Origin of the sequence: Herbiconiux sp. VKM Ac-1786, from assembly GCF_015350805.1 — a bacterium.
In the GTDB taxonomy this organism is placed as follows: Bacteria; Actinomycetota; Actinomycetes; order Actinomycetales; family Microbacteriaceae; genus Herbiconiux.
This window is the reverse complement of the sequence record NZ_JADKSG010000002.1, coordinates 382,156-404,795: the sequence shown is the minus strand read 5'-3', so window position 1 is coordinate 404,795 and position 22,640 is coordinate 382,156. Positions and strand designations below refer to the sequence as shown.

Below are 22,640 nucleotides of genomic sequence, written 5' to 3'. Positions count from 1 at the left end.
GGCCCCCGCCTCACGCCCGCACCACCCCACCAGCGCCCTGCGCACCCCGCACCACCCGCACCACCACCGAACGGAGAACACCATGTCCCTTCCCAGCGACCCCGACCAGACCGGCATCGAGTTCGCCGGTGTGCCCGACTCGCCCGACCCCACGGGGGCGATCCTCGAGGAGGGCATCCCCGACACGTCGGGCGACGGCGTCGAGCGCACCGATGACGGGGCCGACGAGCCCGACGACGCCGACGACGACGAACCCGACGCCGCGAGCGCGCCCGGCGACGCGCGACCCGACTGGCGCGACTTCAGCTCCGAGATCCTCGAGCCCGACCAGTCCCAGCCCTTCGGCGACAAGGCGCCCGACGACCTGCGCGACTGAGGGCGTTCACGAGTCGGAGGAGCCCGAGCGTCCGGCGTCTCCCGAGCAGGCCGTCGGTGACCGTGGGCAGCATCCGGAACGTCAGCTGCGCCACCACGTCCCCTGCGGCCGCGTGCACGCCGGGGGCGTCCGGCGCGCCGAGCGTGCGCAGCGCCTGCGAGTGCACCGCGCGCAGCAGCAGGCGCCCGGCGAGCGTGCCCTGCATGTCGCCGAGCGCGGTGTCGAGGGTGAAGCGGCCGGGCGGGGCGGTGCGGTTCGGCGGGAGGGGGCGGCCGAGCATCCGCTCGAAGTCGGCGCGGGGGAAGCCGAGGGCTCGCGTCGGCGCCCGGTAGACCTCGGGGAGTTCGGCGACGACCGCGGGGACGGCCACGGGGACGGCGGCTTCGCCCGGCGGCTCGACCGGCAGCCGGTGCACCACGTCGCGGGACGAGCGGGCCAGCCGCAGCTCGAACGGCCCCGGCGAGAGCCGCCGGTCCGCGGCCTCGCGGCTCCACCACGAGAAGGCGCGACGCCCGAGCGTCAGCGAGAGGGTCTCGCTCGCACCGGGCGCGAGCGTCGTCTTCGCGAAGCCCCGCAGCTCCTGCTCGGGCCGGAAGGTCTCGGTCGAGGAGTCGTGCAGGTAGAGCTGCACGACCTCCGACCCGGCGCGCTCCCCCGTGTTCGTCACGGTCAGCCGCACCGTCACGGCGTCGCCCGAGCGCTCGACGGTCGGCTCGCCCCACGCGAAGCGCGTGTACGAGAGTCCGTGGCCGAAGCAGAAGGCGACGTGCTCCTGGGCGGTGTCGAACCAGCGGTAGCCGAGGTACACGCTCTCGCGGTACTCGACCGTCGCGGGTCCGTTCGGCAGGTGGGCGAGCGGATGATCGTGGTAGCGCTCGGGGAAGGTCTCCGCCAGGCGCCCGCCCGGCTCGGCGACGCCGAGCAGCACGTCGGCGAGGGCGCTGCCGCCCGCCTGGCCGCCGAGGTAGCCCTCGACGATCGCCGCGACACCCGCCCGCCACGGCAGCTCGACCGGAGCACCGTTCTGCAGCACCACCACCGTGCGCGGGTTCGCCGCGCGCACCGTCTCGACGAGCCGGTCGTGGTCGACGGGCAGCCGCAGGTGCTCGCGGTCGACGCCCTCGGTCTCGTAGGTCTCGGGCAGCCCCACCACCACGACGGCCACGTCGGCCGCCGCGGCGACCCGCCCCGCCTCGGCGAGCTGCGCCTCGCTCGCGCGGTTCGTCGCACCGTCGTACCCCGCCGCGAACGTCACGCTCCCGCGACGCCCGCCGACGCCCCCGCCGGCCGCTCCGCCCTCGCGCACCGTCGCGCCCCCGCCGGCCGCCGCGCCGGCGCCCGCACCGGAGCCCGCGCCGGCGACCGCCTCGCGCAGCGAGCCGAGCAGCGTGTCGAGGCGGGTGGGCACCACGTGCGAGCTGCCCGCCCCCTGGTAACGCGGCTCGGCCGCCATCGCCCCGATCACCGCGATCGTCGCCCCCGCCGCGATCGGCAGCACGCCGTCGTTCTGCAGCAGCACCGTCCCGGCGGCGGAGGCCCGCCGCGCCAGCGCGTGATGCGCCTCGAGATCGGGCTCCGGCGCGCCGACGGCGGCTCCCGCGTGGGCGTCGACGAGCCGCAGCACGCGCCCCACCGCCGCGTCGAGCGCCTCCCGCACGCGCGGCGCCGGGCGCGCATCCGTCGCCCAGGCCCGCCGCACGAGGGCGTCGTCGCCCCGCCCCACCCCGGGCATGCTCAGGTCGGTGCCCGCCGGCACCGAGAGCGTGCGGTCCCACGACGCCCCCCAGTCCGACACGACCGCCCCCGCGAAGCCCCACTCCCCGCGCAGCACGCCCGTCAGCAGCCACCGCGACTCGATGCAGTGCTCCCCGTTCAGCCGGTTGTACGCCGCCATCACGGTCGCCGGCCGCGCCGACCGCACGATGTGCTCGAACGGCGCGAGGTACAGCTCCCGCAGCGCCCGCTCGTCGACGATCGCGTCGATGCCGTACCGGCGCTGCTCGGTGTCGTTCGCCGCGAGGTGCTTCACCGACGCCCCCACGCCCGTGCCCTGCACGCCCTCGACCCAGGCGGCGCCGAGCCGCGCCGAGACCAGCGGATCCTCGGAGAAGTACTCGAAGTTCCGCCCGCCCACCGGCGTGCGTTTGAGGTTGACGCCCGGCCCGAGCAGCACGCCGATGCCGTGCGCGGCGGCCTCCCGCCCGAGGGCCGCGCCGACCTCGCGCACGAGCGGCTCGTCCCAGCTCGCGCCGAGGGCCGCCGCGGTCGGGAAGCACGTCGCCGGATGCGAGTCGAACATCGACAGCCCCGAGCCGTCGCGCGGGCGCCGCACCCCGTGTGGTCCGTCGCCGAGTCTGAGCGGCGGGATGCCGAGCCGCTCGACACCCACCGTCGTCCACGCGTCGGCGCCGGCGGTCAGGGCGATCTTCTCGGCGGTGGTCAGCCGCGCCACGCGCGGGTCGGCCCCGCCCGCCGTCGTCCCGTCGCCCGTGCCGCTCACCCCGCCCACGCTAGTGCTCCGGATGCCCGTCCCCGCGCATCCGCGACACGACCCTCATCTGCACCTGTCGCCCGGCGCCCCCGCTCTGCCAGACTGACGGCACCGACCGCCCCCAGCCCGAAGGATCCGACGTGACCGACACCCTCGCCCCGCTCCCCGCCGCTGCGCTCCCGTCGGTCTCGATCGTGATCCCGGCGTACAACGAGGAGGCGGGCATCCGGCACTGCCTCGTCGCGGCCATCGAGCAGACCGTGCCCGCGCACGAGATCGTCGTGGTCGACAACCGCTCGACCGACGGCACCCGTGCGGCGGTCGAGGCGATGATCCAGGCGTTCCCGGCGGCGAACATCCGCCTGATCGAGCAGGACGCCGAGCAGGGCATCACCCCCACCCGGAACGCCGGCTTCGACGCCGCCACCGGCACCGTCATCGGCCGCATCGACGCCGACACCGCCCTCGCCCCGAACTGGGTGGAGCAGGTGCAGCTCGCCTTCTCGACCGGCGACTTCGTGGCCGCCAGCGGCCCGGTCGAGTACTACGACATGCCGATGCGGCGCTTCGGACACCACGCCGACGACACCTTCCGGAAGCTGCAGGTCAAGCTCGCCGGCGACTACGTCTTCCTCTTCGGCACGAACATGGCCATCACGAAAGAGGCCTGGCTGGCGGTGCGCGGCGACGTCTGCGCCGACCGCGAGGACCTGATGCACGAGGACCTCGACCTCGCCGTGCACCTCGCCCTGAAGGGCCTGAAGGTCGGCTACGTCTCGGCGATGACGGTCGGCATGTCGGCCCGCCGCCTCGACTCCTCACCGCGGGACTACTTCTACTACGTCGAGCGCTTCCAGCGCACCTACGCGGCCCACGGCATCCACGACGTGCGCCTTCTCGCGCCGATGGCCGTGTTCCTCGGCATCTACCCCGCGCTCCACGCCGAGCGCGCCCTGCACGAGCACCGCACGGCCCAGCGCTGGGGCGGGGTCCCCCACCCCGCCCCAGCCCCCGCCCTGGACCCGGCCCCCGCGGACTGACCGCCGGGGTCGCGCAAAGGGCCCTTCAACTGCGCGCCAAGGGCCCTTTGCGCGACCCGAAGCGCGAGCCCAGGCCCGGGCCCGCTCAGGTGTACCAGGTGGGCTCGGGGATCTCGTTGAGCAGCACGTACTGCCCCACTTCGCGGCGCTTGTAGGGCGCCGGGTCGTGCAGCGAGTGCGTGCGGAGGTTGCGCCAGAAGATGTCGAGCCCCACCGAGTTCGCCGTGGCCCGCGCCCCGGTCAGCTCGTAGACCTTGGTCGCGGTCTCGAGCCCGTCGTCCGAGATGCGGGCCTTCGCCGCCGCGATCCGCACCGCGATCTCGCCGCGCCGCCGCTCGGTGAGCTCCTCCCGCGGCGCGTGCAGCACCGCGCTGATCTCCTCGCCGACCGCGTCGATCAGCGCCTCGTCGGCCCAGAGCTTCGACTGAAGCGACCCGTACCCCTCGAGCAGGTACCACTCGTCGGATGCCCGCGCCTTGTCGTCGCCGCCGTACGGCCAGGGGCGCGTCGTCGACCGCGTGTAGGCCGCGGCGGTGGCGAGCGCGCCCTGGGCGATGCCGAGGTAGAAGTTCGCGAACACCAGCTGGATCGTCGGCACGTTCAGCGTGTTGTACGTCAGCGGCTGGAACACCCGGTCGACGAACCCCGCCGCCGCCGCCCAGTCCACCCGCACGTCCCGGATCTCGACCGACCCCGACTCGGTCAGCCGCTGCCCGAGGCTGTCCCAGTCGTTCCCGAACACGATGCCCGGCTGATCGGTCGGCACGATCGCGAAGATGTGCGTGTCCGTGCCCTCGAGCACGCCCTCGAGCACGGTCAGGTCGCTGACGACCCCGCCCGTCGAGAACGACTTGCGCCCCGAGAACACGAGGGTGTCCCCTTCCGAGCGGATGCTCAGATCCGAGTCCCGCGGATTCACCGCGCCCCCGAACAGCAGGTTCTGGGAGGTGTACAGCTCCTCGACGGCCGCGATCTGCTCCTCGGTCGCGACGAGCCGCGCCGCCCACGCCCAGAGGTAGTGGTAGCCGAGCAGCTGGCCGATCGAGCCGTCGCCCCGGGCGACCGTGCGGATCACCTTGTACGCGGTCGCCCACGTCTGCCCGCCGCCGCCGTGCTCGACCGGCCCGAGCAGCGTCACGAGCCCGGAGGCCTTCAGCAGCGCCACCTCCCGGTGCGGCGCCAGCCCGGCACGGTCGCGCTCCACGGCGTCGGCGGCGAGGATGTCCGACACATCCGCGGCGCGGTCGAGCCAGTCGGCGCTAGTCTGTGGGCGGGCTGCGTCCCGCCACCGGTCGGTCGAGGGGTCGGTCGTCTGGTCTGTCAGGGTCACGATGATGCTCCTTGTTCGGTGTGCTGGATCGCCCGGGGAACCGGGCGGTGGATCGCCGGGAGCCCGTTGCCGCGGGCTTCCGACGAGGAATCAGACGGTGGCGGGGCGCAGCTCGCCGGTGCGCTCGAGCTCGGCCTCGAGCTCCCGCACGATCGGGATGACGGTCGTGCCGAAGTGCTCGAGCTCCTCCTGGAAGTGCAGGAAGCCGAGCAGGAACAGGTCGACCCCGCGCTGCTTGTAGGCGATGATGCGCCGCGCGACCTGCTCGGCGTCGCCGATCAGCTGGGTGCGGAAGCCGTCGTTGTACTGCACGAGGTCCTCGAACGACGAGTCGGCCCACATCCCCTTCCTGTCGGCCGTCGAGGCGCCCGCCTGCTGCACGGACGCCCGGAACCCCTCGACCGACGGCTTGTCGGCCTTCGCGATGATCTCCCGCAGCTGCTCCCGCGCCTCGGCCTCGGTGTCACGGATGATCGTGAACGCGTTCAGGCCGAACCGCACCGTGCGCCCGTGCTCGGCCGCGATTCGCGTCACCTCGTCGTACTGCTCGGTGAAGCCGTCGAAGTCCTTCCCGTTCGAGAAGTACCAGTCGGCGTGCGCCCCGCCGTTGAAGCGGGCGGCCGTCGAGTTGCCGCCCTGGAAGATCTCCGGATGCTCGCGCCCCTCCACCGGGAACGGACCCGGTCGCAGGGTGAAGTCGTTCACGCGGTAGAAGTCCCCCGCGAACTCGACGTTCTCCTCGGTCCAGAGCTTCCGCAGCACCTGGATGAACTCGGCCGAACGGCGGTAGCGCTCGTCGTGCTCGAGCCAGGGCAGTCCGAGCTTCGTGTACTCGTCCTTGAACCAGCCGCTGACGACGTTGACCGCGGCCCGGCCGTGCGAGAAGTGGTCGGCGGTGAGGATGAACTTCGCCAGCACCGCTGGCTCCCAGAGGCCCGGGTGCACGGCGGCGATCACCTTGAGCTTCTCGGTCGCGAGCAGCAGCGCCAGGCTGATGCTCGTCGACTCGTGCTGCTGGGCGGCGCCGTAGCTCGAGAGGTAGCGCACCTGGCTGAGCGCGTACTCGAAGCCGACGCGCTCGGCGGTCTGCGCGAGCGTGACGTTGTAGTCGTAGTCCCACGAGGTGCGCTGCTCGATGGTCGACACGACGAGCCCGCCGCTGACGTTCGGCACCCAGTAGGCGAACTTGAGGGGATCGGTGGTCATGGTGGCTCCAGCTGCTCGGGCGATGCTCCGCGGCTGCGGAGTCGTGCCACTGTAGGCAGCGCGGTCAGAGCGCCGTGCCGGTCCTACGCTTTATGACGCAGCACCTCGTCGAGTTCCCGCCAGCCCTCGTCGAGGAACGCCGCGAGGGGCCGGGTCGGCGGCGAGTCGAGCCACGCGTCGAGCGCCCGCTCGAACACGAGCACGGCGACCGAGGCCACCAGCCGGGCCCGCTCCGGGGCCACCGAGCGCTCGACGAGCCCGCCCGCGATCGCGTCGGCCAGGTGCGCCGACTTCAGCAGCTCGCGCTCCCGCAGCTGGTCCTCGGCCCGGATGATCGCCCGGCGCCGCAGGATCGGCTCCCGCCAGCCCTCCAGCGGCGACACCGCACGGGCGATCCCCTGCCGCACCACGTCGACCGCGTCGGCCCCCGCGGGCACCCCCTCGACCGCGTCGGCCCCCGCGGGCGCCCCCTCCAGCGCCGCCGCGATCACCCGCGGGAACTCGCGGTCGCGCAGGAAGAACACGTCCCGTTTGTCGGCGAAGTGCCGGAAGAAGGTGCGGGTGGTGAGCCCGGCCCGCGCGGTGATCTGCGGCACCGTGGTCGCCGCGTACCCCTGCTCCTCCACGAGGTCGAGCGCGGCCGCCTCGAGTCGCAGTGCCGCATCCGGAGCCCATCGAGTCATGCTCCCACTCTATGACATTCCGTGTCATCATGGTCATGGCACGTCATGTCATCACAAACCACGAACAACCGACCAGCCCTGGAGATCCGGATGCCCGCCAGCACGTCCCCCAACACCGCCGCGTGGCTCGACGCCCCCTACGCCGACCTCACCGTGCGCGAGTCCCCCGTGCCGGTCGCCGGTCCGACCCAGCTCCTCGTGCGCGCCCGGGCCGTCGCGGTCAACCCGCTCGACGCGGTCATCCAGTCCAACGGCCGGATGATGTACCGCTGGCTCGACTCCCCCGCCGTCCTCGGCGAGGACGTCGCCGGCGAGGTCGTCGCCGTCGGCGCCACGGTGACCCGGTTCGCGAAGGGCGACCGCGTCGTGGGCTACGCGCTGGGCGTCGAGAAGGGCCGCGACCACGTCGGCGAGGGCGCCTTTCAGCACCACCTCCTGCTCGAGGAGGCGCTCACCGCCCCCGTCCCCGACGGCAAGGCCTTCGAGGATGTCGTGGCCCTGCCCCTCGCGGTCTCGACGGCGGCCGTCGCGCTGTTCCAGAGCGACCACCTGGCCCTCGCGCATCCGCAAATCGGGTCCGACCGCGTGGCCGAGCGCAGCGGGATCGCCCCCGCCCGCGGGGAGACCGTGGTGGTCTGGGGCGGCGCCACGAGCGTCGGCCTGAACGCCGTGCAGCTCGCGGTCGCCGCCGGCTACCGCGTCGTGACGACCGCCTCCCCCGCGAACCACGCGCTGCTGCTCGAACTCGGAGCGGCTGTGGCGATCGACTACCGCGACCCCGACGTCGTGGCGAAGGTCGTCGAGGCCGTCGGCGGGCAGCCGGTCGCCGGTGTGATCGCCATCGCGACCGGCTCCGCCGAACCGTGCGTCGCGATCGCCGCCGCGACGGGCGCGAGACGCGTCGCCCTCACCAGCCCGTCGGTGTCGTTCTACGACCAGCCCCGCCGCGCCGGCCTCTCCCGCCGCCGCGTCGGGATGATCGCACGGCTCGTGGCCGGCAACGTCGCCCTGCAGCTGCGGTGCCTTCGCCACGGCGTCCGGGCCCGCTTCGTCTGGGGCAGCACCCTCGTCGACAACGAGGTCGGCCGGATGCTCTGGACCGACCACCTCCCCGCCGCCCTCGCCGAGGGCCGCCACCGGGTGCTGCCCCGGGCGGAGGTGGTGGGGACCGGGCTGCCGAGCATCCAGCCCGCCCTCGACCGCCTGCGCGGCGGCGTCTCGGCCACGAAACTGGTGGTGCTGCTGCCCTGAGGCCCGCTAGTCGCCCCGCACGACGTCGAGCGCGTGCTGCAGATCGGCCGGGTAGTGGCTCTCGAACGAGACGTACTCGCGGGTGCGCGGATGCACGAAGCCCAGCCGCATCGCGTGCAGCCACTGCCGACCGAGCCCGAGCCGCGCGGACAGCACGGGGTCGGCCCCGTACATCGAGTCACCGACGCACGGGTGCCGCTGAGCGGCCATGTGCACCCGGATCTGATGGGTGCGCCCGGTCTCGAGATGGATCTCGAGCAGCGTCGCCGCCCGGAACGCCTCGAGCGTCTCGTAGTGCGTGATGGAGTGCTTGCCGTCGGCGGTGACCGCGAACTTCCAGTCGGAGCGCGGGTGCCGGCCGATCGGCGCGTCGATGGTCCCGGCGAAGGGGTCGGGGTGGCCCTGCACGAGCGCGTGGTAGATCTTGTCGACCTCGCGGTCGTGGAAGAGGCGCTTCAGCCAGGTGTAGGCCTCCTCGCTCTTCGCGACGACCATCAGGCCGCTGGTGCCCGCGTCGAGGCGGTGCACGATGCCCGCACGCTCGGCCGCTCCGCTCGTGGCGATGCGGTAGCCGGCGCCGACGAGGGCGCCGAGAACGGTCGGCCCGTCCCAGCCGACCGACGGATGCGCGGCCACGCCCACGGGCTTGTCGACCACGATGATGTCGTCGTCGTCGTACACGACGTCGAGCTCGGGCACGATCACCGGCACGATGCGCGGCTCCTCCTTGGGAGCCCACTCGACCGAGAGCCAGGTGTCGCGGCGCAGCCGGTCGCTCTTGCCGACGGGCCGACCGTCGACGCTCACGCCGCCGGCGTCGACGACCTCGGCGGCGAAGGTGCGCGAGAAGCCGAGCAGCTTCGCGATGCCGGCGTCGACCCGCGTGCCGTCGAGTCCGTCGGGCACGGGGAGGGTGCGCGACTCCATCGCTACGACTTCTCCGGCTCGGCCAGCGGATCGGCCCCGGGCTGGACTCCGGGCTCTGCACCAGGCGCGGCTTCGGGCTCGGACGCCACCGGCTTCTCGCCGCGCGTGCCGTCGAGCCCCACGCCCCGGAGGGTCAGGATGAGGAACAGCACCATCGCGCCGGTGATGCAGACGTCGGCGATGTTGAAGATCGCCGGCAGCAGCGGGATGGTGAGGAAGTCGATGACATGCCCCACACCGAAGCCGGGCTCCCGGAAGAGCCGGTCGATCAGGTTGCCGATCGTGCCGCCGAGCAGCAGTCCGAACACCCAGGCCCAGGCGATCGAGCGGATGCGCCGGGAGAACCAGACGATCACCACGGTCACGGCGGCCGCCAGGATCGAGAAGATCCAGGTGTACGCGTTGCCGATCGAGAAGGCGGCTCCCGAGTTCTTCACGAAACGGAACTGGATGAGGTCGCCCACGACGGGGACGACCTCACCCAGTTCGAGGTTCGAGACCACGAGGAACTTCGTGAACTGATCGATGGCGATCGCCGCAGCTGCGACGACCGCCAGAACGATCAGTACCCGGGGGCGAGCCTTCTGGGTCTGACTATCCGCCAAAGCCGCTGAAGCTGGAGGACGGGGTCTTCTCGTTGTCGACGCTCGAGGAGGTCAGGTCTTTCAGCTGGTCCTCGATGTAGCCCTTGAGGCCGGCGCGGTAGTCCTTCTCGAAGGTGCGCAGCTCGTCGATGCGGTGCTCGATGCCGGCCTTCTCCTGGTTGAGACGGGCGAGCTCGTTGCGCTGCTTGGTCTCGGCCTCGGCGACGATGCGCGCGGCGGTGGCGTGACCCTCGGCGATGAGGGCGTCGCGCTTGTCGGCACCCTCCTTGACGTGCTCGTCGTGCAGACGACGCGCCAGCTGGAGCAGGTTCGTGGTGGAGACCGCGTCGTCCTCGACCTCGGCAGCCGGAGCCGGCGTGGAGACGGCGGCCGGAGCCGCGGCGACGGGTGCGGGCACCTCGGCGACGGGTGCGGGGGCCGGCGTCTCCTCGGCAACGGCCGGAGCCGGAGCCGCGGCGACGGGAGCGGAGCCGCTCTCGAGCTGGGCCTTCAGCTCCTCGTTCTCCTGCGTCAGGCGACGGAGCTCGACCACGACCTCGTCGAGGAAGTCGTCGACCTCGTCCTGGTCGTATCCTTCACGGAACTTGGTCTGAGAAAATCTCTTGTTAACAACATCTTCCGGAGTTAACGCCATGGTCTTCCACCTTTATTGCTCTGACAGACAGTGATAACGCGTTGCTAACCGTAGCAACATTCCTGACGAACGTCCCATGAACGGGTCGATCGGGGCGGTGCGAGTGCTTTCAGACTACATGCGCCCCCGGTCGGGGCACATGGCCGAGCCTCAGGATGCGCGCAGGAAGCCCGCGACCGAGAGGCCGATGATCACGATGAGCATCACGATGCTCCAGCCGAAGTCGAGGGCAACGGGGCCCACGCGCAGCGGCGGGATGATGCGCCGGAAGAACCGGATGGGCGGGTCGGTGACCGTGTAGGCCACCTCCGCCACCACCAGGAGCGCGCCGGTCGGCCGCCAGTCACGGCGGACCGTCCGGACGAGGTCGAGGATGAACCGACCCCACATCAGGAAGAAGTACAGCAGCAGCGCGAAATAGACGACGGTCGCGATGATCGCTACGAGTGAACCCACTCAGCAATTATGACTGGACGAAGAAGGACGACTCCGCACGGGCCTCGCCACCGGCGTCTCCGGAGACCGAGACGTGCGACGGGGAGAGCAGGAAGACCTTGCTGGTGACGCGCTCGATCTTGCCGTAGAGGCCCTGCGAGAGGCCGCCGGCGAAGTCGATCAGACGGCGCGCATCGGCATCCGTCATCTGCGAGAGGTTCATGATGACCGGGATGCCCTCGCGGAAGTTCTCGGCGATGACCTGGGCATCCTTGTACTGCTTGGGGTGCACGGTGAGGATTTCGTTCATTTCAGCAGGAGCCACATTCTTCGTCTGAGTGGTGTGCGAGGTCTTGCGGAGGGGGGTCACCGGCGCACGGGTGGCCTGGGGCGCGGGGGCCTGGCTGGGAGCTGCCTGAGGATGCGGCACGGGCGCGACGGGCGCCTGTCGCTGCGGCTCGGCGGCGGGAGTCTCGTAGTCGAGCTCCTCGTCGGCGAGTCCCAGGTAGACCATGGTCTTGCGGAGCGGGTTGGCCATCGGAACCTCCGGTTGGGTGCGTGTTCTTCCTACCCCCGAGATTAATCGCGGGGCGGGCGATTTCCGGTGATTGCCGTCCCGATCCGCAGGTGTGTCGCGCCCTCGGCGATCGCCTCGGCGAAGTCGTTCGACATGCCGGCCGACATCCAGCGCGCCTCGGGCACGACCGTGCGCACCCGGTCGCCGACGGCCCGGAGCCGGGCGAAGGCGGCGCGCGGCTCCTCGTCGAGGGGGGCGACCGCCATCACGCCGAGAAGGCGAAGACCGGATGCCCGGGCCACCCGCTCGGCGAGGGCCTCCGCCTCGTCGGGCCGCACTCCCCCGCGCTCGGGGTCGTCGGTGAGATTGACCTGGAGGAACGCGTCCAGTGGCCCGCCGCCCTCGGCGGGCACGGCCAGGGCGTCGACGAGCGCCTCGCGGTCGAGCGAGTGCAGCACGGTGGCGTACTCGCGGGCCTGGCGCGCCTTCTTGGTCTGCAGCTGGCCGACGAAGTGCCAGGCGAGTCCGAGGTCGGCGAGCTCCACGGCCTTCTCGCGCGCTTCCTGGTGGCGGTTCTCGCCGAAGTCGCGGAGCCCGGCGGCGTGCAGCTCGCGCACGAGCGAGGCGGGGTGGAACTTCGTGACCGCGATGAGGGTCAGCTCGTCGCGGGTACGACCGGCGGAGCGCGCCGCCTCCGAGATCTCGGATTCGACGCGCTCGACCCGCTCCGCGGGAGTGGGCTCGGTCACTACTGGAGGACGTCGGTCACTTGAGGAACCCGGTCACTTGAGGAAGCCGGTCACTTGAGGAAATCCGGGACGTCCAGGTCGGCGTCGTCGTCCTCGGAGGCCGGGTCGAGCGCCACGGCACCGGTGAGGCCGAGGTCGGCCGACGGGGTCGACCAGTGCTGCGCCGGAGCGGGGGCGGCGGCGGGCGCCTCCTCGGCGGGCTCGGCGCGCTGGTCGCGGCGCAGGGTCGCGGCCGCGCCGCCGCCTCGGCCGAACGGGTCGACCTCCTCGGCGTTGCCGACGAAGCTGCCGCGGCGCGACTCGACCGCCGGGGTGTTGGCGTTCGGCTCCCCGCCGTCGAAGCCGGCGGCGATGACGGTGACGCGCACCTCGTCGCCGAGGGTGTCGTCGATGACCGCACCGAAGATGATGTTCGCCTCGGGGTGCACCGCGTCCTGCACGAGCTTCGCGGCGTCGTTGATCTCGAAGATTCCGAGGTTCGACCCGCCCTGGATCGACAGCAGCACGCCGTGCGCGCCGTCGATCGACGCCTCGAGCAGCGGCGACGCCACGGCGAGCTCGGCGGCCTTGATGGCGCGGTCGGCTCCCCTCGACGAGCCGATGCCCATGAGTGCGGAGCCCGCGCCCTGCATGACCGACTTGACGTCGGCGAAGTCGAGGTTGATGAGGCCGGGGGTGGTGATCAGGTCGGTGATGCCCTGCACACCGGCGAGCAGCACCTGGTCGGCGGTCGAGAAGGCCTCGAGCATGCTGATGCCGCGGTCGCTGATCTCCAGCAGGCGGTCGTTCGGCACGACGATGAGGGTGTCGACCTCGTTCTTCAGCGTGGCGACTCCGTCCTCGGCCTGGGCCGCGCGGCGCTTGCCCTCGAAGCCGAAGGGCTTCGTGACGACACCGATGGTCAGCGCGCCGATCGACTTGGCGATGCGGGCCACGACGGGCGCGCCGCCGGTTCCCGTGCCGCCGCCCTCGCCGGCGGTTACGAAGACCATGTCGGCGCCCGCGAGGGCTTCCTCGATCTCCTCCGCGTGGTCCTCCGCCGCACGGCGGCCGACCTCCGGGTCGGCACCGGCACCGAGGCCACGGGTGATCTCGCGGCCGACGTCGAGCTTGACGTCGGCGTCGCTCATCAGGAGCGCCTGCGCATCCGTGTTGATGGCGATGAACTCGACTCCGCGGAGACCGAGCTCGATCATGCGGTTCACGGCGTTGACGCCGCCTCCGCCGATACCGACGACCTTGATCACGGCGAGGTAGTTCTGGTTTGAAGTCACGTCCGGCCTCCGCTGGAACCTTAAAGTTCGACTTGAAAGTTAAAGTTATTCCGAGTATGTATTTCCTACGACGACGCTACGGGAGGATGCTCCCCACGGCCGCGAATCCCACCGCGTGTCGCGATCGGATCGTGCGGATCCGGCTGACGCGGCCGCGTCTCAGCGGATGACCGGGCTCTGCGGGCTCGACACGTCGTACTCCACCGGCAGCGACGGGTCCTGGGTCGCGATCAGCTTCTGCAGGATCTGGGCCTTCAGCTCGCTCTCGTCCGCGTCTCCCCAGACGACCCGCTGCCCGGCTCCCGCGAAGACCATCGTCACGCTGTCGGGTGTGGTGCCGCTGATCCGGTCGACCTGCGCGAGCAGGGTGTCGGGCAGCGACATCAGCACGGCGGCGGCCGCCTGGAACCCGGGACTTCCGATCTCGGTGCCGGTGAGGTCGAGCACGGGGAAGCCGGGGATCCGCTCCCCCGACTGCTGCACGACGACGCCGGCCGCGTCGATCAGGTCGAAACCGGTGGCGGTCTGCAGCAGGGCGACGGGCCGGCGCTCGACGATGCGCACGGCGAGGGTGTCCGGCGGGCGGGCCTCCACCGAGTACGACTCGATGTAGGGGAAGCCCGCGAGGTCGCGCTCGATCGCGCCGTAGTCGACCAGGGCGAGCGGCTTGCCGAGCTGGTCGTCGAGGGCCGAGCTCACAGTGGCGGGGTCGAGCCGGGTGGTGCCCTCGACGGCGAGCTGGCGCACGGCGAGCAGCGGCGAGTAGGCCGTCAGCAGCACCACGAGCACGAGACCGGCGAGGGTGCCGCCCACGATCATCCAGGTGATCCGCCGGCGCCGGGAGCGCTGCGTGAAGCGGCGGGCCTCCGAGCGCTCGAAGCGACGCCGGGCGGCCGTGGCCTTGCGCAGCTCCCGCTTCGCGTCGGGCCCGGCCGTGCGCTTCCGCCCGGCGGCCGGCGGGCTGTCGGGCTTCCGGGGTGCGGTGCTCTCCGCCGGCAGCGTCACACTGCGGGTGCGCCCGAGGGCTCCGGTGAGATCGACCGGCCGCGAGGGGTCGACCGGGCGGCCCCGGTCGAGAGGCTCGATCGGCTGGGTGGCGTCCTGATCCCGCGACGGGCCCGCGGAGCGCGACGGCGCTGCGGGGCGCACCGCCGGGGTGGCCCGCGGCGCGCGCGGCGCCCGCTTCGGCCGCTCCGCCGGCGGTTCGGCGGCCGACGGCGGCGGTGGAGGGGGCGGGGTGATGCCCGGAGGCCGCTTCACTCCCCGGCGACGCCCGCGACCGAGCGGGACTCCAGCTGCTCCAGCAGCTGCGGCACGATCAGGTTGACGTCGCCGCAGCCGAGCGTGACGACGAAGTCGCCCGGCTGGGCGACGGCGGCGAGGTGCTCGGCGGCGCGCTGCCAGTCGTCGACGTAGGCGACCTTCGAGGCGTCGTCGAAGCGCGAGGAGACGAGCTCGCCGGTGACGCCGGGGATCGGGTCCTCCCGGGCCCCGCAGACCTCGAGCACGATCGTGTAGTCGGCGGTGCGCTCGAGCGTCTCGGCGAACTCCCCCGCCATCAGCTTCGTGCGGCTGTACAGGTGCGGCTGGTGCACGGCGATGATCCGGCCCTCGCCCACGACGGTGCGGGCGGCGGTGAGCGCCGCGTCGACCTCGGTCGGGTGGTGGGCGTAGTCGTCGTAGACGCTGACGCCGCCGACGGTGCCGTGCAGCTCGAACCGCCGGCCGGTGCCGCCGAACGCGCCCACCGCGGCGATGGCCGCATCCGGAGCGAAGCCGAGACCCACCAGCACCGCGACCGCGCCGGCCGCGTTGATGGCGTTGTGGTGGCCGGGCACCCGCAGGCCGGCCGGGTAGCTGACGCCCTCGTAGTCGAGGGTGAAGCGCACGGGCCCATCGGTCTCGATGGAGTGCACCCGCAGGTCGGCGTCGGCGGCCTCGCCGAAGCTCAGCACGCGCTGGTGCGCGAGCCGCTCCTTCACCCGCAGGGCGCCGGCGTCGTCGGAGGAGATGACGACGAGCTCGGAGGCGGCGTCGGCGAAGGTGACGAAGGCGTCCTCGACGGCCTCAACCGAGCCGTAGTGGTCGAGGTGGTCGGGGTCGACGTTGGTGATCAGCGCGACCGCCGTGTCGTAGAGCAGGAACGAGCCGTCGCTCTCGTCGGCCTCGACGACGAACAGCTCGCCGTCGCCGAAGGCCGAGCTGGTGCCGAGCTCGGAGATGACCCCGCCGTTGACGAAGCTCGGGTCGGCGTCGAGGCCGAGGAGGCCGGTGACGATCATGCCCGTCGAGGTGGTCTTGCCGTGCGCACCCGCGACGGCGACGAGGCGCTTGCGGTTGGTCAGCCAGGCGAGCGCCTGCGAGCGGTGCAGCACGGTGAGGCCGCGCTCCTTTGCGGCGAGGTACTCGGGGTTGTCGGGCCAGAGCGCGCTGGTCACGACCAGGGTGTCCGCGTCGCCCACGTTCGCCGCGTCGTGCCCGACGGCCACGGGGATGCCGAGCGCGCGCAGCTTGGCCGCGGTCTTGGAGTCGCTGCGGTCGGACCCGGTGACGGTCAGGCCGGCGGCCTGGAACAGCCGGGCGATGCCGCTCATGCCCGCGCCGCCGATGCCCACGAAGTGCACGGCGCCGAGCGTCTCGGGGATGGTCAGGCTGAGGTCGGGCTTGATCACGGGTTCATGCCCTTTCTGATCGGGGCTCGGTGGGGCGGGGTTCTCGGATGCTCGGTGCTGCCGGACATCCGACACAACGTTACGCTCACCGGCGCCCGCCCCCGTCACGAGCCCGTGCGCGCGCGACGAGGTCGGCGACCCGCTCGGCCGCGTCGGGGATGCCGACCGAGCGCGCGGCGGCCGCCATCGCGTCGATGCGCGGACGATCGCCGAGCAGCGGCACCAGTTCCGACGCGACCCGGGCCGGGAGGAACTCCGCGTCGGGCACGATCGTCGCCCCGCCCGCGTTCACGAGGTCGAGCGCGTTGAAGCGCTGCTCGCCGTTGCCGACGGCGTAGGGCACGAGGATCGAGGGGACCCCGACGACGGCGAGCTCCGAGACGGTCGATCCGCCGGCCCGCGACACCGCGAGGTCGGCGGCGGCCAGTGCGAGGTCCATGCGGTCGCAGTAGCTGAGGAAGGTGTAGCCGGGCAGGCCCGGGTCGGCGACCTCGGCCTGGTTCCCCGCGATGTGCAGCACGTTCCAGCCGGCTCCCACCAGGGCGGGTGCCGAGGCCACGACGGTGGCGTTGATGCGGCGGGCGCCGAGCGATCCGCCGGTGACCAGGAGCGTCGGCCGGGCGGGGTCGAGCCCGAAGGCCGCGGCCGCCTCCGCGCGCGCGGCGTCGCGGGCGACGGGGTCGGCCAGGGCGGTCACCTCGCGCCGGAGCGGCATGCCGGTCAAGGTCGCGTTCGGCAGGCGCGTTGCGGCGAAGCTGACGCCCACCCAGGGGCTGAAGCGCGCGCCGAGCACGTTGGCGAGCCCCGGCTTGGCATTGCCCTCGTGGATGACGAACGGCACCCGGGCGCGGCGCGCTCCGAGGTACCCCGGCGCCGAGGCGTAACCGCCGAAGCCGACCACCGCGTCGACACCGCGCGAGCGGATGAGCGCGGCGACCTGGGCGATCGTGCGGCGCAGGGCATCCGGGAACCGCAGGGCGGCCCCGTTCGGCCGGCGCGGGAACGGGAGCTTCGGGATGGTGAGCAGCTCGTAGCCGCGCTCGGGCACGAGCCGGGCCTCGAGGCCCTCGGCGGTGCCGAGCACGAGCACGGTCGCGTCGGGCTCGCGACGGCGCAGTTCGTCGGCCGTGGCCAGCAGCGGGTTCACGTGGCCCGCGGTGCCGCCCCCGGCGAGGAGGTACGTCGTCATCGGGCGGCCGCCTGCTCGTTCTGCGAGTTCTCGCGCGCGATCGCCAGCACGATGCCGATGGCGGCGAGCGTGGTGAGCAGCGCCGACCCGCCCGACGAGATCAGCGGCAGTGGCACGCCGAGCACGGGCAGCACACCCAGCACCACGGCGATGTTCACGAAGGCCTGGCCGATCAGCCACACCATCACGGCGCCGGTGGCCACCCGCGAGAACATGTCGGTGGACGAGCGGATGATGCGCACGAACGCGACGGCCAGCGCGATGAACAGCAGCAGCACGACGACTGCGCCGATCAGCCCGAGCTCCTCGCCGATGATGGCGAAGATGTAGTCGTTGTCGGCGGCCGGCAGCCACGACCACTTGGCGCGGGAGTTGCCGAGACCCACGCCGAAGACGCCGCCGCTCGCGAGTGCCCAGAGGCCGTGCTGGGCCTGCCAGTCGGTGCCCTCGTAGTCGGCTCCGCTGCCGGTGAAGAACGCCATGATGCGCGTGGTGCGGCTCTCGCTCGAGAAGGCGACGACCACGGCGATGAGGGCTCCCGCGATGACGGGGAGGAAGAGCATCCTGAGCTTGATGCCGGCGTAGAACAGCGCACCGAACACGAGGCCGGCCATGATCATCACGGTGCCGAGGTCGCCGCCGAGGAGCACGAGCAGGATGGCGCCGCCCGCCACCGGGAGGATGGGGATGACGACGTGGCCGAGCTGCCCGAGCAGCGGCTCCTTCTTCGTCAGGATCGACCCCATCCAGATCACCAGGGCGAGCTTCACGAGCTCCGAGGGCTGGAAGTTGAAGCTGCCGACGCCGATCCAGTTCAGGTTGCCGCCGACCTCGATGCCGAGCGGGGTGAACACGAGCAGCTGAACGCCCACGGCGACGAAGATCGCGACCCATGCCCAGCGCTTGAAAAAGCGGATGGGCAGGCGCGAGATGACGAGCATCAGCGGGATGCCGATCAGGGCGAACATGCCCTGCTTCCAGAACACGCCGAAGAAGCCCTGGCGGCCGACGTAGGAGTCGATCGAGCTCGAGGAGAGCACCATCACGAGGCCCAGCAGCACCAGGAACAGCGTGGTGCCGAGCAGCAGGAAGTAGTTGCCCGACTCGGCGGTGAAGACCTGGCCGAGCGAGATGCGGGCCGAGCGGGGGCCGCCGTCGAGACGGGTGCGGTCAGTGGGCCGCGGGAGGCTCCGGGAGGGCGTCGTGGTCACCGTCTGTACCTCCCACGTGCTTGCGCACAGCCTCCGCGAATCGGTCACCGCGGTCGGCGTAGTCTGCGAACTGGTCCATCGATGCCGCGGCCGGGGCCAACAGCACGACGTCTCCGGGCAGAGCCGCACCGGCCGCCAGGGCGACCGCCGCGGTCATCACGTCCTCAGTCTCTGCGTGATCGACCTCGAACAGCGGAAGCTCCGGCGCGTGTCGCCGGATGGAGGCGAGCACCTCGCTGCGGTCGACGCCGATCACCACGGCGGCGCGCACGCGGCGGCGCCCCTGGCCCCCCTCGCCTACGGCCGACTGCACGAGCGGGTCGATGTCGACGCCCTTCAGCAGCCCGCCGACCACCCAGACCACCGACTCGTAGGCCTTGATCGAGGCGGCGGCGGCGTGCGGGTTGGTGGCCTTGGAGTCGTCGACCCAGGTCACTCCCCCGGCGCTCACCACGTGCTCGATGCGGTGACGGTCGAGGCTGAAGCCGGCGAGGGCGGCACGCACGGCCTCGACCGAGATGCCGTAGCTACGGGCCAGGGCCGCGGCCGCCAGCACGTCGGCGACGGTGTGCGGCGCGCCGAGTCCGCGGAGGGCGAGCTCGTCGACGGTCGCGATCTCGAGGGCCGAGTCGCGGCGCTCCTCGAGGAAGGCGCGGTCGCAGAGGATGCCGTCGACGATGCCGAAGTCGCTCGGGCCGGGCACGCCGAGCCCGAAGCCGATGGCGCGGGCGCCCTCGACGACCTCGGCCTCCTCGACCATGCGCATGGTGAGCTCGTCGGACTTGTTGTAGACGCAGGCCACCTGGGTCTTCGAGTAGACCCGCGCCTTGGCGGCGGCGTAGGCCTCGAACGAGCCGTGCCAGTCGAGGTGGTCGTCGGCGACGTTCAGCACGACCGATGCCCAGGGCGACATGCTCGAGGTGGAGTGCAGCTGGTAGCTCGAGAGCTCCACCACGAGCACGTCGAAGCCCTCGGGGTCGCGGATCGCGTCGAGCACCGGGATGCCGATGTTGCCGCACGGGGCGACGCGGTGCCCGGCGGCCAGCAGCATCGAGGCGGTGAGCTGCACGGTGGTGGTCTTGCCGTTGGTGCCGGTCACGGCGATCCAGTCGGCGGGACGGCCCGTCTGCGGGTTCACGACCTTGTCGCGCAGGCGCCAGGCCAGCTCGACGTCGCCCCAGACCGGGATGCCGCGGGACTCGGCCCACGCGATCAGGGCGTCGTCGGGGTGGTAGCCGGGAGACGCCACGACCAGCTCGGGTTCGTGCTCGACGAGCGCATCCGGGATCTCGCCCGTCGGGGCCAGCTCGAGCCGGGCGCCGATCACGGGCACGAGGTCGGAGTACTCCTTCGACGCCTTCGCGGCGACGACGAGCACCGAGGAGCCGAGCTCGGTGAGGGTGTCGGCCACCGAGAAGCCGGTCATGCCGAGGCCGAGCACGGCGACACGCAGGCCGCTCCAGTCGGCGTGCCAGCTGGTCAGCCCCTCGAGGCGCTCGGCACTCATCGGGACAGCCACTCGAGGTAGAACGACCCCACGGCGCCGGCGACGAAGAGGCCGGCGATGATCCAGAAGCGCACCACGATGGTGACCTCGGCCCAGCCCTTCATCTCGAAGTGGTGGTGCAGCGGGCTCGCCCGCCAGATGCGCTTGCCCTTGGTGAGCTTGAAGTAGGTCAGCTGCACGGCGACCTGGCCGGCCACGATCACGAAGATGCCGCCGATCAGGATGAGCAGCAGCTCGGTGCGCGACAGGATGGCGAGAGCCGCCAGCGCGCCGCCGAGGGCGAGCGAGCCGGTGTCGCCGAGGAAGATCTTGGCGGGGTTGGTGTTCCACCAGAGGAAGCCGATCAGGGCGCCGACGATGCTCGCCGCCACGACCGCGAGGTCGAGCGGGTCGCGCACGTCGTAGCACTTGTCGAGCACGTCGAGGTCGAGCGTGGCGTTGGCGCAGGACTGGTTGAACTGCCAGAAGCCGATCACGATGAACGAGCCGATGGCCAGGATGCTCGACCCGGGCGCCAGGCCGTCGAGGCCGTCGGTGAGGTTCACTCCGTTCGAGGTGGCGATCACCATCACGCAGATCCAGATGACGAAGGCGATGGTGCCGAGGATCAGACCCCACGACAGGAAGTCGAACGGCAGGTCGCGGATGAAGGAGATCTGCGTCGAGGCCGGGGTCTCGCCCTGCGTGTTCGGGAACTGGATCGCGAGCAGCGCGAAGATCACCCCGACGATCACCTGACCGGTGATCTTCGCCCACGGGGTGAGGCCGAGGCTGCGTTCCTTGTGCACCTTGAGGAAGTCGTCGAGGAAGCCCACGATGCCGAGCCCGGTCATCAGGAACAGCACCAAGAGGCCCGACATCGTCGGCGCCTCCTGGGTGGCCAGCGCCGAGACGAAGTAGCCGAAGAGCACCGCGAGGATGATCACGATGCCGCCCATGGTGGGCGTGCCGCGTTTCACGTGGTGGGCGTCGGGGGTGTCGACGTTGATGAATTGGCCCCACGCGAAGCGCTTGAACAGCCGGATGAACACCGGTGTCAGGAAGAGCGAGAACGCCAGCGAGATCGAGGCCGAGGCGAGAAGGGTGATCATGTCGTCGCCTCCGCGATCTTGTCGCCGAGGAAGCGCAGGCGCGCCGAGTTCGACGACTTCACCAGCACCAGGTCGTCGGGCCGCAGCTCGGCGGCGATCAGCGCGTAGGCCTCGTCGGCGTCGGCCGCGAAGACGGCCTCCCCGCCCCACGATCCCTCGTGCTCGGCGGCGAGGTGGATGGCGCGGGCGCCCTCGCCCACGACGAAGAGCTTGCCGATGTTCAGCCGCACGACCATCCGCCCGATGCGGTCGTGCTCCTCGACGGAGTACGGCCCGAGCTCGCTCATCTCGCCCAGCACGGCGACCGTGCGCTGCCCGGGGGCGGCGATCTGGGCGAGGGTCTTCAGCGCGGCCGCCATGGAGTCGGGGCTCGCGTTGTAGGCGTCGTTGATGACGGTGGGGCGGTCTCCGCCGCCCATCACCTCCATGCGCCAGCGCTCGGCCCGGGTCACGGTCTCCAGCGCGGCGACGATGTCGTCGATGCCGACGCCGAGCACGTGCGCCGCGGATGCCGCCGCGAGGGCGTTCATCACGTGGTGCTCGCCGAGCACGGCGAAGCGCACGGGGCGCGACTGCCCGTCGGGCAGGTGCAGGGTGAAGGTCGTGCCCGAGGCGCTCGCCTCGATCTCGGTGGCGCGCACCCCGGCGTCGTCGCCGAGGCCGAACCAGAGCACGCGGGCGCGAGTCTTCCCGGCCATCCCGGCCACGCGGGCGTCGTCGCGGTTGAGCACGGCGACGTCGCTCTCGTCGAGGTCGATCACCATCTCGGTCTTGGTCGCGAGCGTGGTCTCGATGCCGCCGAACTCCCCGGCGTGCGCGAGGCCCACCGTGAGCACCACGCCGACGTCGGGCTTCGCCATGCGGATCAGCCGGGTGATCTCGCCCTTGCCGCTCGCCCCCATCTCAGCCACCAGGAACCGGGTGGTCGGCGTGAGCTTCAGCATGGTCAGCGGCGCGCCCACCTCGTTGTTGAACGAGTCGCGCGGCGCGACGGTCTCGCCGACGCGCTCGAGCACGGCGCGCAGCAGGTTCTTGGTGGTCGTCTTGCCGTTCGACCCCGTGATGCCGACGATCTTCAGGTCTCCGGATGCCCGTACCCGCCGCACGACGTCGGTGGCGAAGTGGCCCAGCGCGATCACCGAGTCGTCGACGACGATCTGGGCGACGGGCAGCTGCCGGCCGGCCTCACGCTCGGAGTCGGCGAAGGCGTGCTCCACCACCACGAGCGCGGCACGCGACTCGACGGCCGCACCGACGAAGCGGTGGCCGTCGTCGAACTCACCGCGCTTGGCGACGAACACGTCGCCCTCGCCGATCAGCCGGGAGTCGGTGTCGACGGTGCCGTTCACCACCGTCGCCGGGGAGTACCCGGCGTCGGCGGCCGCGTCGGTGATCACGAGTTCGCCCTGGAGCGCCTCCGCGATCTCGGTCAGTGTGAGATCGAGCATGTCG

The 22,640-nt window shown here is 71.9% G+C and carries 21 protein-coding genes; 3 read left to right on the top strand and 18 right to left on the bottom strand.

Going from position 1 to position 22,640, the window contains the following annotated elements; genetic code table 11:
• Positions 1-82 precede the first annotated feature (82 nt).
• Positions 83-376, top strand: a complete 294-nt coding sequence (locus ITJ64_RS12875; RefSeq protein ID WP_194681182.1) for a hypothetical protein — start codon at positions 83-85, stop codon at positions 374-376.
• Here the strand turns inward: ITJ64_RS12875 and ITJ64_RS12870 are convergent.
• Positions 303-2,876, bottom strand: coding sequence for a glycoside hydrolase family 3 C-terminal domain-containing protein (locus tag ITJ64_RS12870; RefSeq protein ID WP_194681181.1), 2,574 nt, complete (start codon positions 2,874-2,876; stop codon positions 303-305). The two genes, ITJ64_RS12875 and ITJ64_RS12870, sit on opposite strands and share 74 nt — an antisense overlap.
• 131 nt (positions 2,877-3,007) lie before the next feature.
• Here ITJ64_RS12870 and ITJ64_RS12865 point away from each other — a divergent pair, with 131 nt between their 5' ends.
• Complete coding sequence (locus ITJ64_RS12865; RefSeq protein WP_194681180.1) at positions 3,008-3,907, top strand: glycosyltransferase family 2 protein; 900 nt, start codon at positions 3,008-3,010, stop codon at positions 3,905-3,907.
• An 85-nt stretch (positions 3,908-3,992) separates the two neighbouring features.
• Here the strand turns inward: ITJ64_RS12865 and ITJ64_RS12860 are convergent, their stop codons facing one another.
• The 3 genes from ITJ64_RS12860 to ITJ64_RS12850 all read right to left on the bottom strand — a co-directional run bounded on the left by ITJ64_RS12860 (position 3,993) and on the right by ITJ64_RS12850 (position 7,126).
• A complete protein-coding gene (locus ITJ64_RS12860) occupies positions 3,993-5,237 on the bottom strand; it encodes an acyl-CoA dehydrogenase family protein (protein WP_370545178.1) in 1,245 nt (414 codons plus the stop codon).
• Between the two features lie 90 nt (positions 5,238-5,327).
• On the bottom strand, positions 5,328-6,443 hold the full coding sequence (gene sfnG, locus ITJ64_RS12855) for a dimethylsulfone monooxygenase SfnG (protein WP_194681179.1): 1,116 nt from the start codon (positions 6,441-6,443) through the stop codon (positions 5,328-5,330).
• An 83-nt stretch (positions 6,444-6,526) separates the two neighbouring features.
• Entirely contained in the window at positions 6,527-7,126 is a 600-nt protein-coding gene (locus tag ITJ64_RS12850) for a TetR/AcrR family transcriptional regulator (RefSeq protein WP_194681178.1), read from the bottom strand.
• Positions 7,127-7,216: 90 nt separating this feature from the next.
• Here ITJ64_RS12850 and ITJ64_RS12845 point away from each other — a divergent pair, with 90 nt between their 5' ends.
• Positions 7,217-8,377 (top strand): zinc-binding alcohol dehydrogenase family protein, encoded by a 1,161-nt coding sequence (locus tag ITJ64_RS12845; protein ID WP_194681177.1) that lies wholly within the window; start codon positions 7,217-7,219, stop codon positions 8,375-8,377.
• 6 nt (positions 8,378-8,383) lie between these two features.
• Here ITJ64_RS12845 and ITJ64_RS12840 read toward each other — a convergent pair whose 3' ends face one another.
• The 14 genes from ITJ64_RS12840 to murF form a co-directional block, all read right to left on the bottom strand.
• On the bottom strand, positions 8,384-9,304 hold the full coding sequence (locus ITJ64_RS12840; RefSeq protein ID WP_194681176.1) for an RluA family pseudouridine synthase: 921 nt from the start codon (positions 9,302-9,304) through the stop codon (positions 8,384-8,386).
• Between the two features lie 2 nt (positions 9,305-9,306).
• Entirely contained in the window at positions 9,307-9,909 is a 603-nt protein-coding gene (lspA, locus tag ITJ64_RS12835) for a signal peptidase II (protein ID WP_228508670.1), read from the bottom strand.
• Positions 9,899-10,543, bottom strand: coding sequence for a DivIVA domain-containing protein (locus ITJ64_RS12830; protein ID WP_194681175.1), 645 nt, complete (start codon positions 10,541-10,543; stop codon positions 9,899-9,901). The genes lspA and ITJ64_RS12830 overlap by 11 nt, the downstream gene beginning before the upstream one ends.
• Before the next feature lie 150 nt (positions 10,544-10,693).
• Positions 10,694-10,999 carry a YggT family protein gene (locus tag ITJ64_RS12825; protein WP_370545177.1) on the bottom strand — a complete coding sequence of 102 codons (306 nt, stop codon included), beginning with the start codon at positions 10,997-10,999 and terminating at the stop codon, positions 10,694-10,696.
• 7 nt (positions 11,000-11,006) lie between these two features.
• The gene (locus ITJ64_RS12820; protein WP_173180812.1) at positions 11,007-11,516 is read right to left on the bottom strand and encodes a cell division protein SepF; all 510 of its coding nucleotides are present in this window, start codon (positions 11,514-11,516) and stop codon (positions 11,007-11,009) included.
• Positions 11,517-11,557: 41 nt separating this feature from the next.
• Positions 11,558-12,244: a YggS family pyridoxal phosphate-dependent enzyme gene (locus tag ITJ64_RS12815; protein ID WP_194681174.1), complete on the bottom strand. Its 687-nt coding sequence runs from the start codon at positions 12,242-12,244 to the stop codon at positions 11,558-11,560.
• 50 nt (positions 12,245-12,294) lie between these two features.
• Complete coding sequence (gene ftsZ / locus ITJ64_RS12810) at positions 12,295-13,518, bottom strand: cell division protein FtsZ (RefSeq protein WP_194681173.1); 1,224 nt, start codon at positions 13,516-13,518, stop codon at positions 12,295-12,297.
• Positions 13,519-13,677: 159 nt separating this feature from the next.
• Positions 13,678-14,778, bottom strand: coding sequence for an FtsQ-type POTRA domain-containing protein (locus ITJ64_RS19390; RefSeq protein ID WP_194681172.1), 1,101 nt, complete (start codon positions 14,776-14,778; stop codon positions 13,678-13,680).
• The gene (murC, locus tag ITJ64_RS12800; protein WP_194681171.1) at positions 14,775-16,190 is read right to left on the bottom strand and encodes a UDP-N-acetylmuramate--L-alanine ligase; all 1,416 of its coding nucleotides are present in this window, start codon (positions 16,188-16,190) and stop codon (positions 14,775-14,777) included. The genes ITJ64_RS19390 and murC overlap by 4 nt, the downstream gene beginning before the upstream one ends.
• 85 nt (positions 16,191-16,275) lie before the next feature.
• Complete coding sequence (gene murG / locus ITJ64_RS12795; RefSeq protein WP_194681170.1) at positions 16,276-17,379, bottom strand: undecaprenyldiphospho-muramoylpentapeptide beta-N-acetylglucosaminyltransferase; 1,104 nt, start codon at positions 17,377-17,379, stop codon at positions 16,276-16,278.
• Positions 17,376-18,590 (bottom strand): putative lipid II flippase FtsW, encoded by a 1,215-nt coding sequence (gene ftsW / locus ITJ64_RS12790; RefSeq protein WP_370545176.1) that lies wholly within the window; start codon positions 18,588-18,590, stop codon positions 17,376-17,378. Before ftsW ends, murG begins: the two co-directional genes overlap by 4 nt.
• Positions 18,550-20,097, bottom strand: a complete 1,548-nt coding sequence (gene murD / locus ITJ64_RS12785) for a UDP-N-acetylmuramoyl-L-alanine--D-glutamate ligase (RefSeq protein WP_194681168.1) — start codon at positions 20,095-20,097, stop codon at positions 18,550-18,552. The genes ftsW and murD overlap by 41 nt, the downstream gene beginning before the upstream one ends.
• Positions 20,094-21,188 carry a phospho-N-acetylmuramoyl-pentapeptide-transferase gene (gene mraY, locus ITJ64_RS12780; RefSeq protein ID WP_194681167.1) on the bottom strand — a complete coding sequence of 365 codons (1,095 nt, stop codon included), beginning with the start codon at positions 21,186-21,188 and terminating at the stop codon, positions 20,094-20,096. The genes murD and mraY overlap by 4 nt, the downstream gene beginning before the upstream one ends.
• Positions 21,185-22,636, bottom strand: coding sequence for a UDP-N-acetylmuramoyl-tripeptide--D-alanyl-D-alanine ligase (gene murF, locus ITJ64_RS12775; protein WP_194681166.1), 1,452 nt, complete (start codon positions 22,634-22,636; stop codon positions 21,185-21,187). Before murF ends, mraY begins: the two co-directional genes overlap by 4 nt.
• Between the last annotated feature and the right edge of the window lie 4 nt (positions 22,637-22,640).

What these genes read in the sequence shown, in the direction of transcription:
- ITJ64_RS12850 (WP_194681178.1), bottom strand. Translation starts at nt 7,126, where the DNA reads ATGACTCGATGGGCTCCGGATGCGGCACTGCGACTCGAGGCGGCCGCG.
- murD (WP_194681168.1), bottom strand. Translation starts at nt 20,097, where the DNA reads ATGAGTGCCGAGCGCCTCGAGGGGCTGACCAGCTGGCACGCCGACTGG.
- murG (WP_194681170.1), bottom strand. Translation starts at nt 17,379, where the DNA reads ATGACGACGTACCTCCTCGCCGGGGGCGGCACCGCGGGCCACGTGAAC.
- sfnG (WP_194681179.1), bottom strand. Translation starts at nt 6,443, where the DNA reads ATGACCACCGATCCCCTCAAGTTCGCCTACTGGGTGCCGAACGTCAGC.
- murF (WP_194681166.1), bottom strand. Translation starts at nt 22,636, where the DNA reads ATGCTCGATCTCACACTGACCGAGATCGCGGAGGCGCTCCAGGGCGAA.
- ITJ64_RS12875 (WP_194681182.1), top strand. Translation starts at nt 83, where the DNA reads ATGTCCCTTCCCAGCGACCCCGACCAGACCGGCATCGAGTTCGCCGGT.
- ITJ64_RS12820 (WP_173180812.1), bottom strand. Translation starts at nt 11,516, where the DNA reads ATGGCCAACCCGCTCCGCAAGACCATGGTCTACCTGGGACTCGCCGAC.
- ITJ64_RS12830 (WP_194681175.1), bottom strand. Translation starts at nt 10,543, where the DNA reads ATGGCGTTAACTCCGGAAGATGTTGTTAACAAGAGATTTTCTCAGACC.
- mraY (WP_194681167.1), bottom strand. Translation starts at nt 21,188, where the DNA reads ATGATCACCCTTCTCGCCTCGGCCTCGATCTCGCTGGCGTTCTCGCTC.
- ITJ64_RS12840 (WP_194681176.1), bottom strand. Translation starts at nt 9,304, where the DNA reads ATGGAGTCGCGCACCCTCCCCGTGCCCGACGGACTCGACGGCACGCGG.
- ITJ64_RS12845 (WP_194681177.1), top strand. Translation starts at nt 7,217, where the DNA reads ATGCCCGCCAGCACGTCCCCCAACACCGCCGCGTGGCTCGACGCCCCC.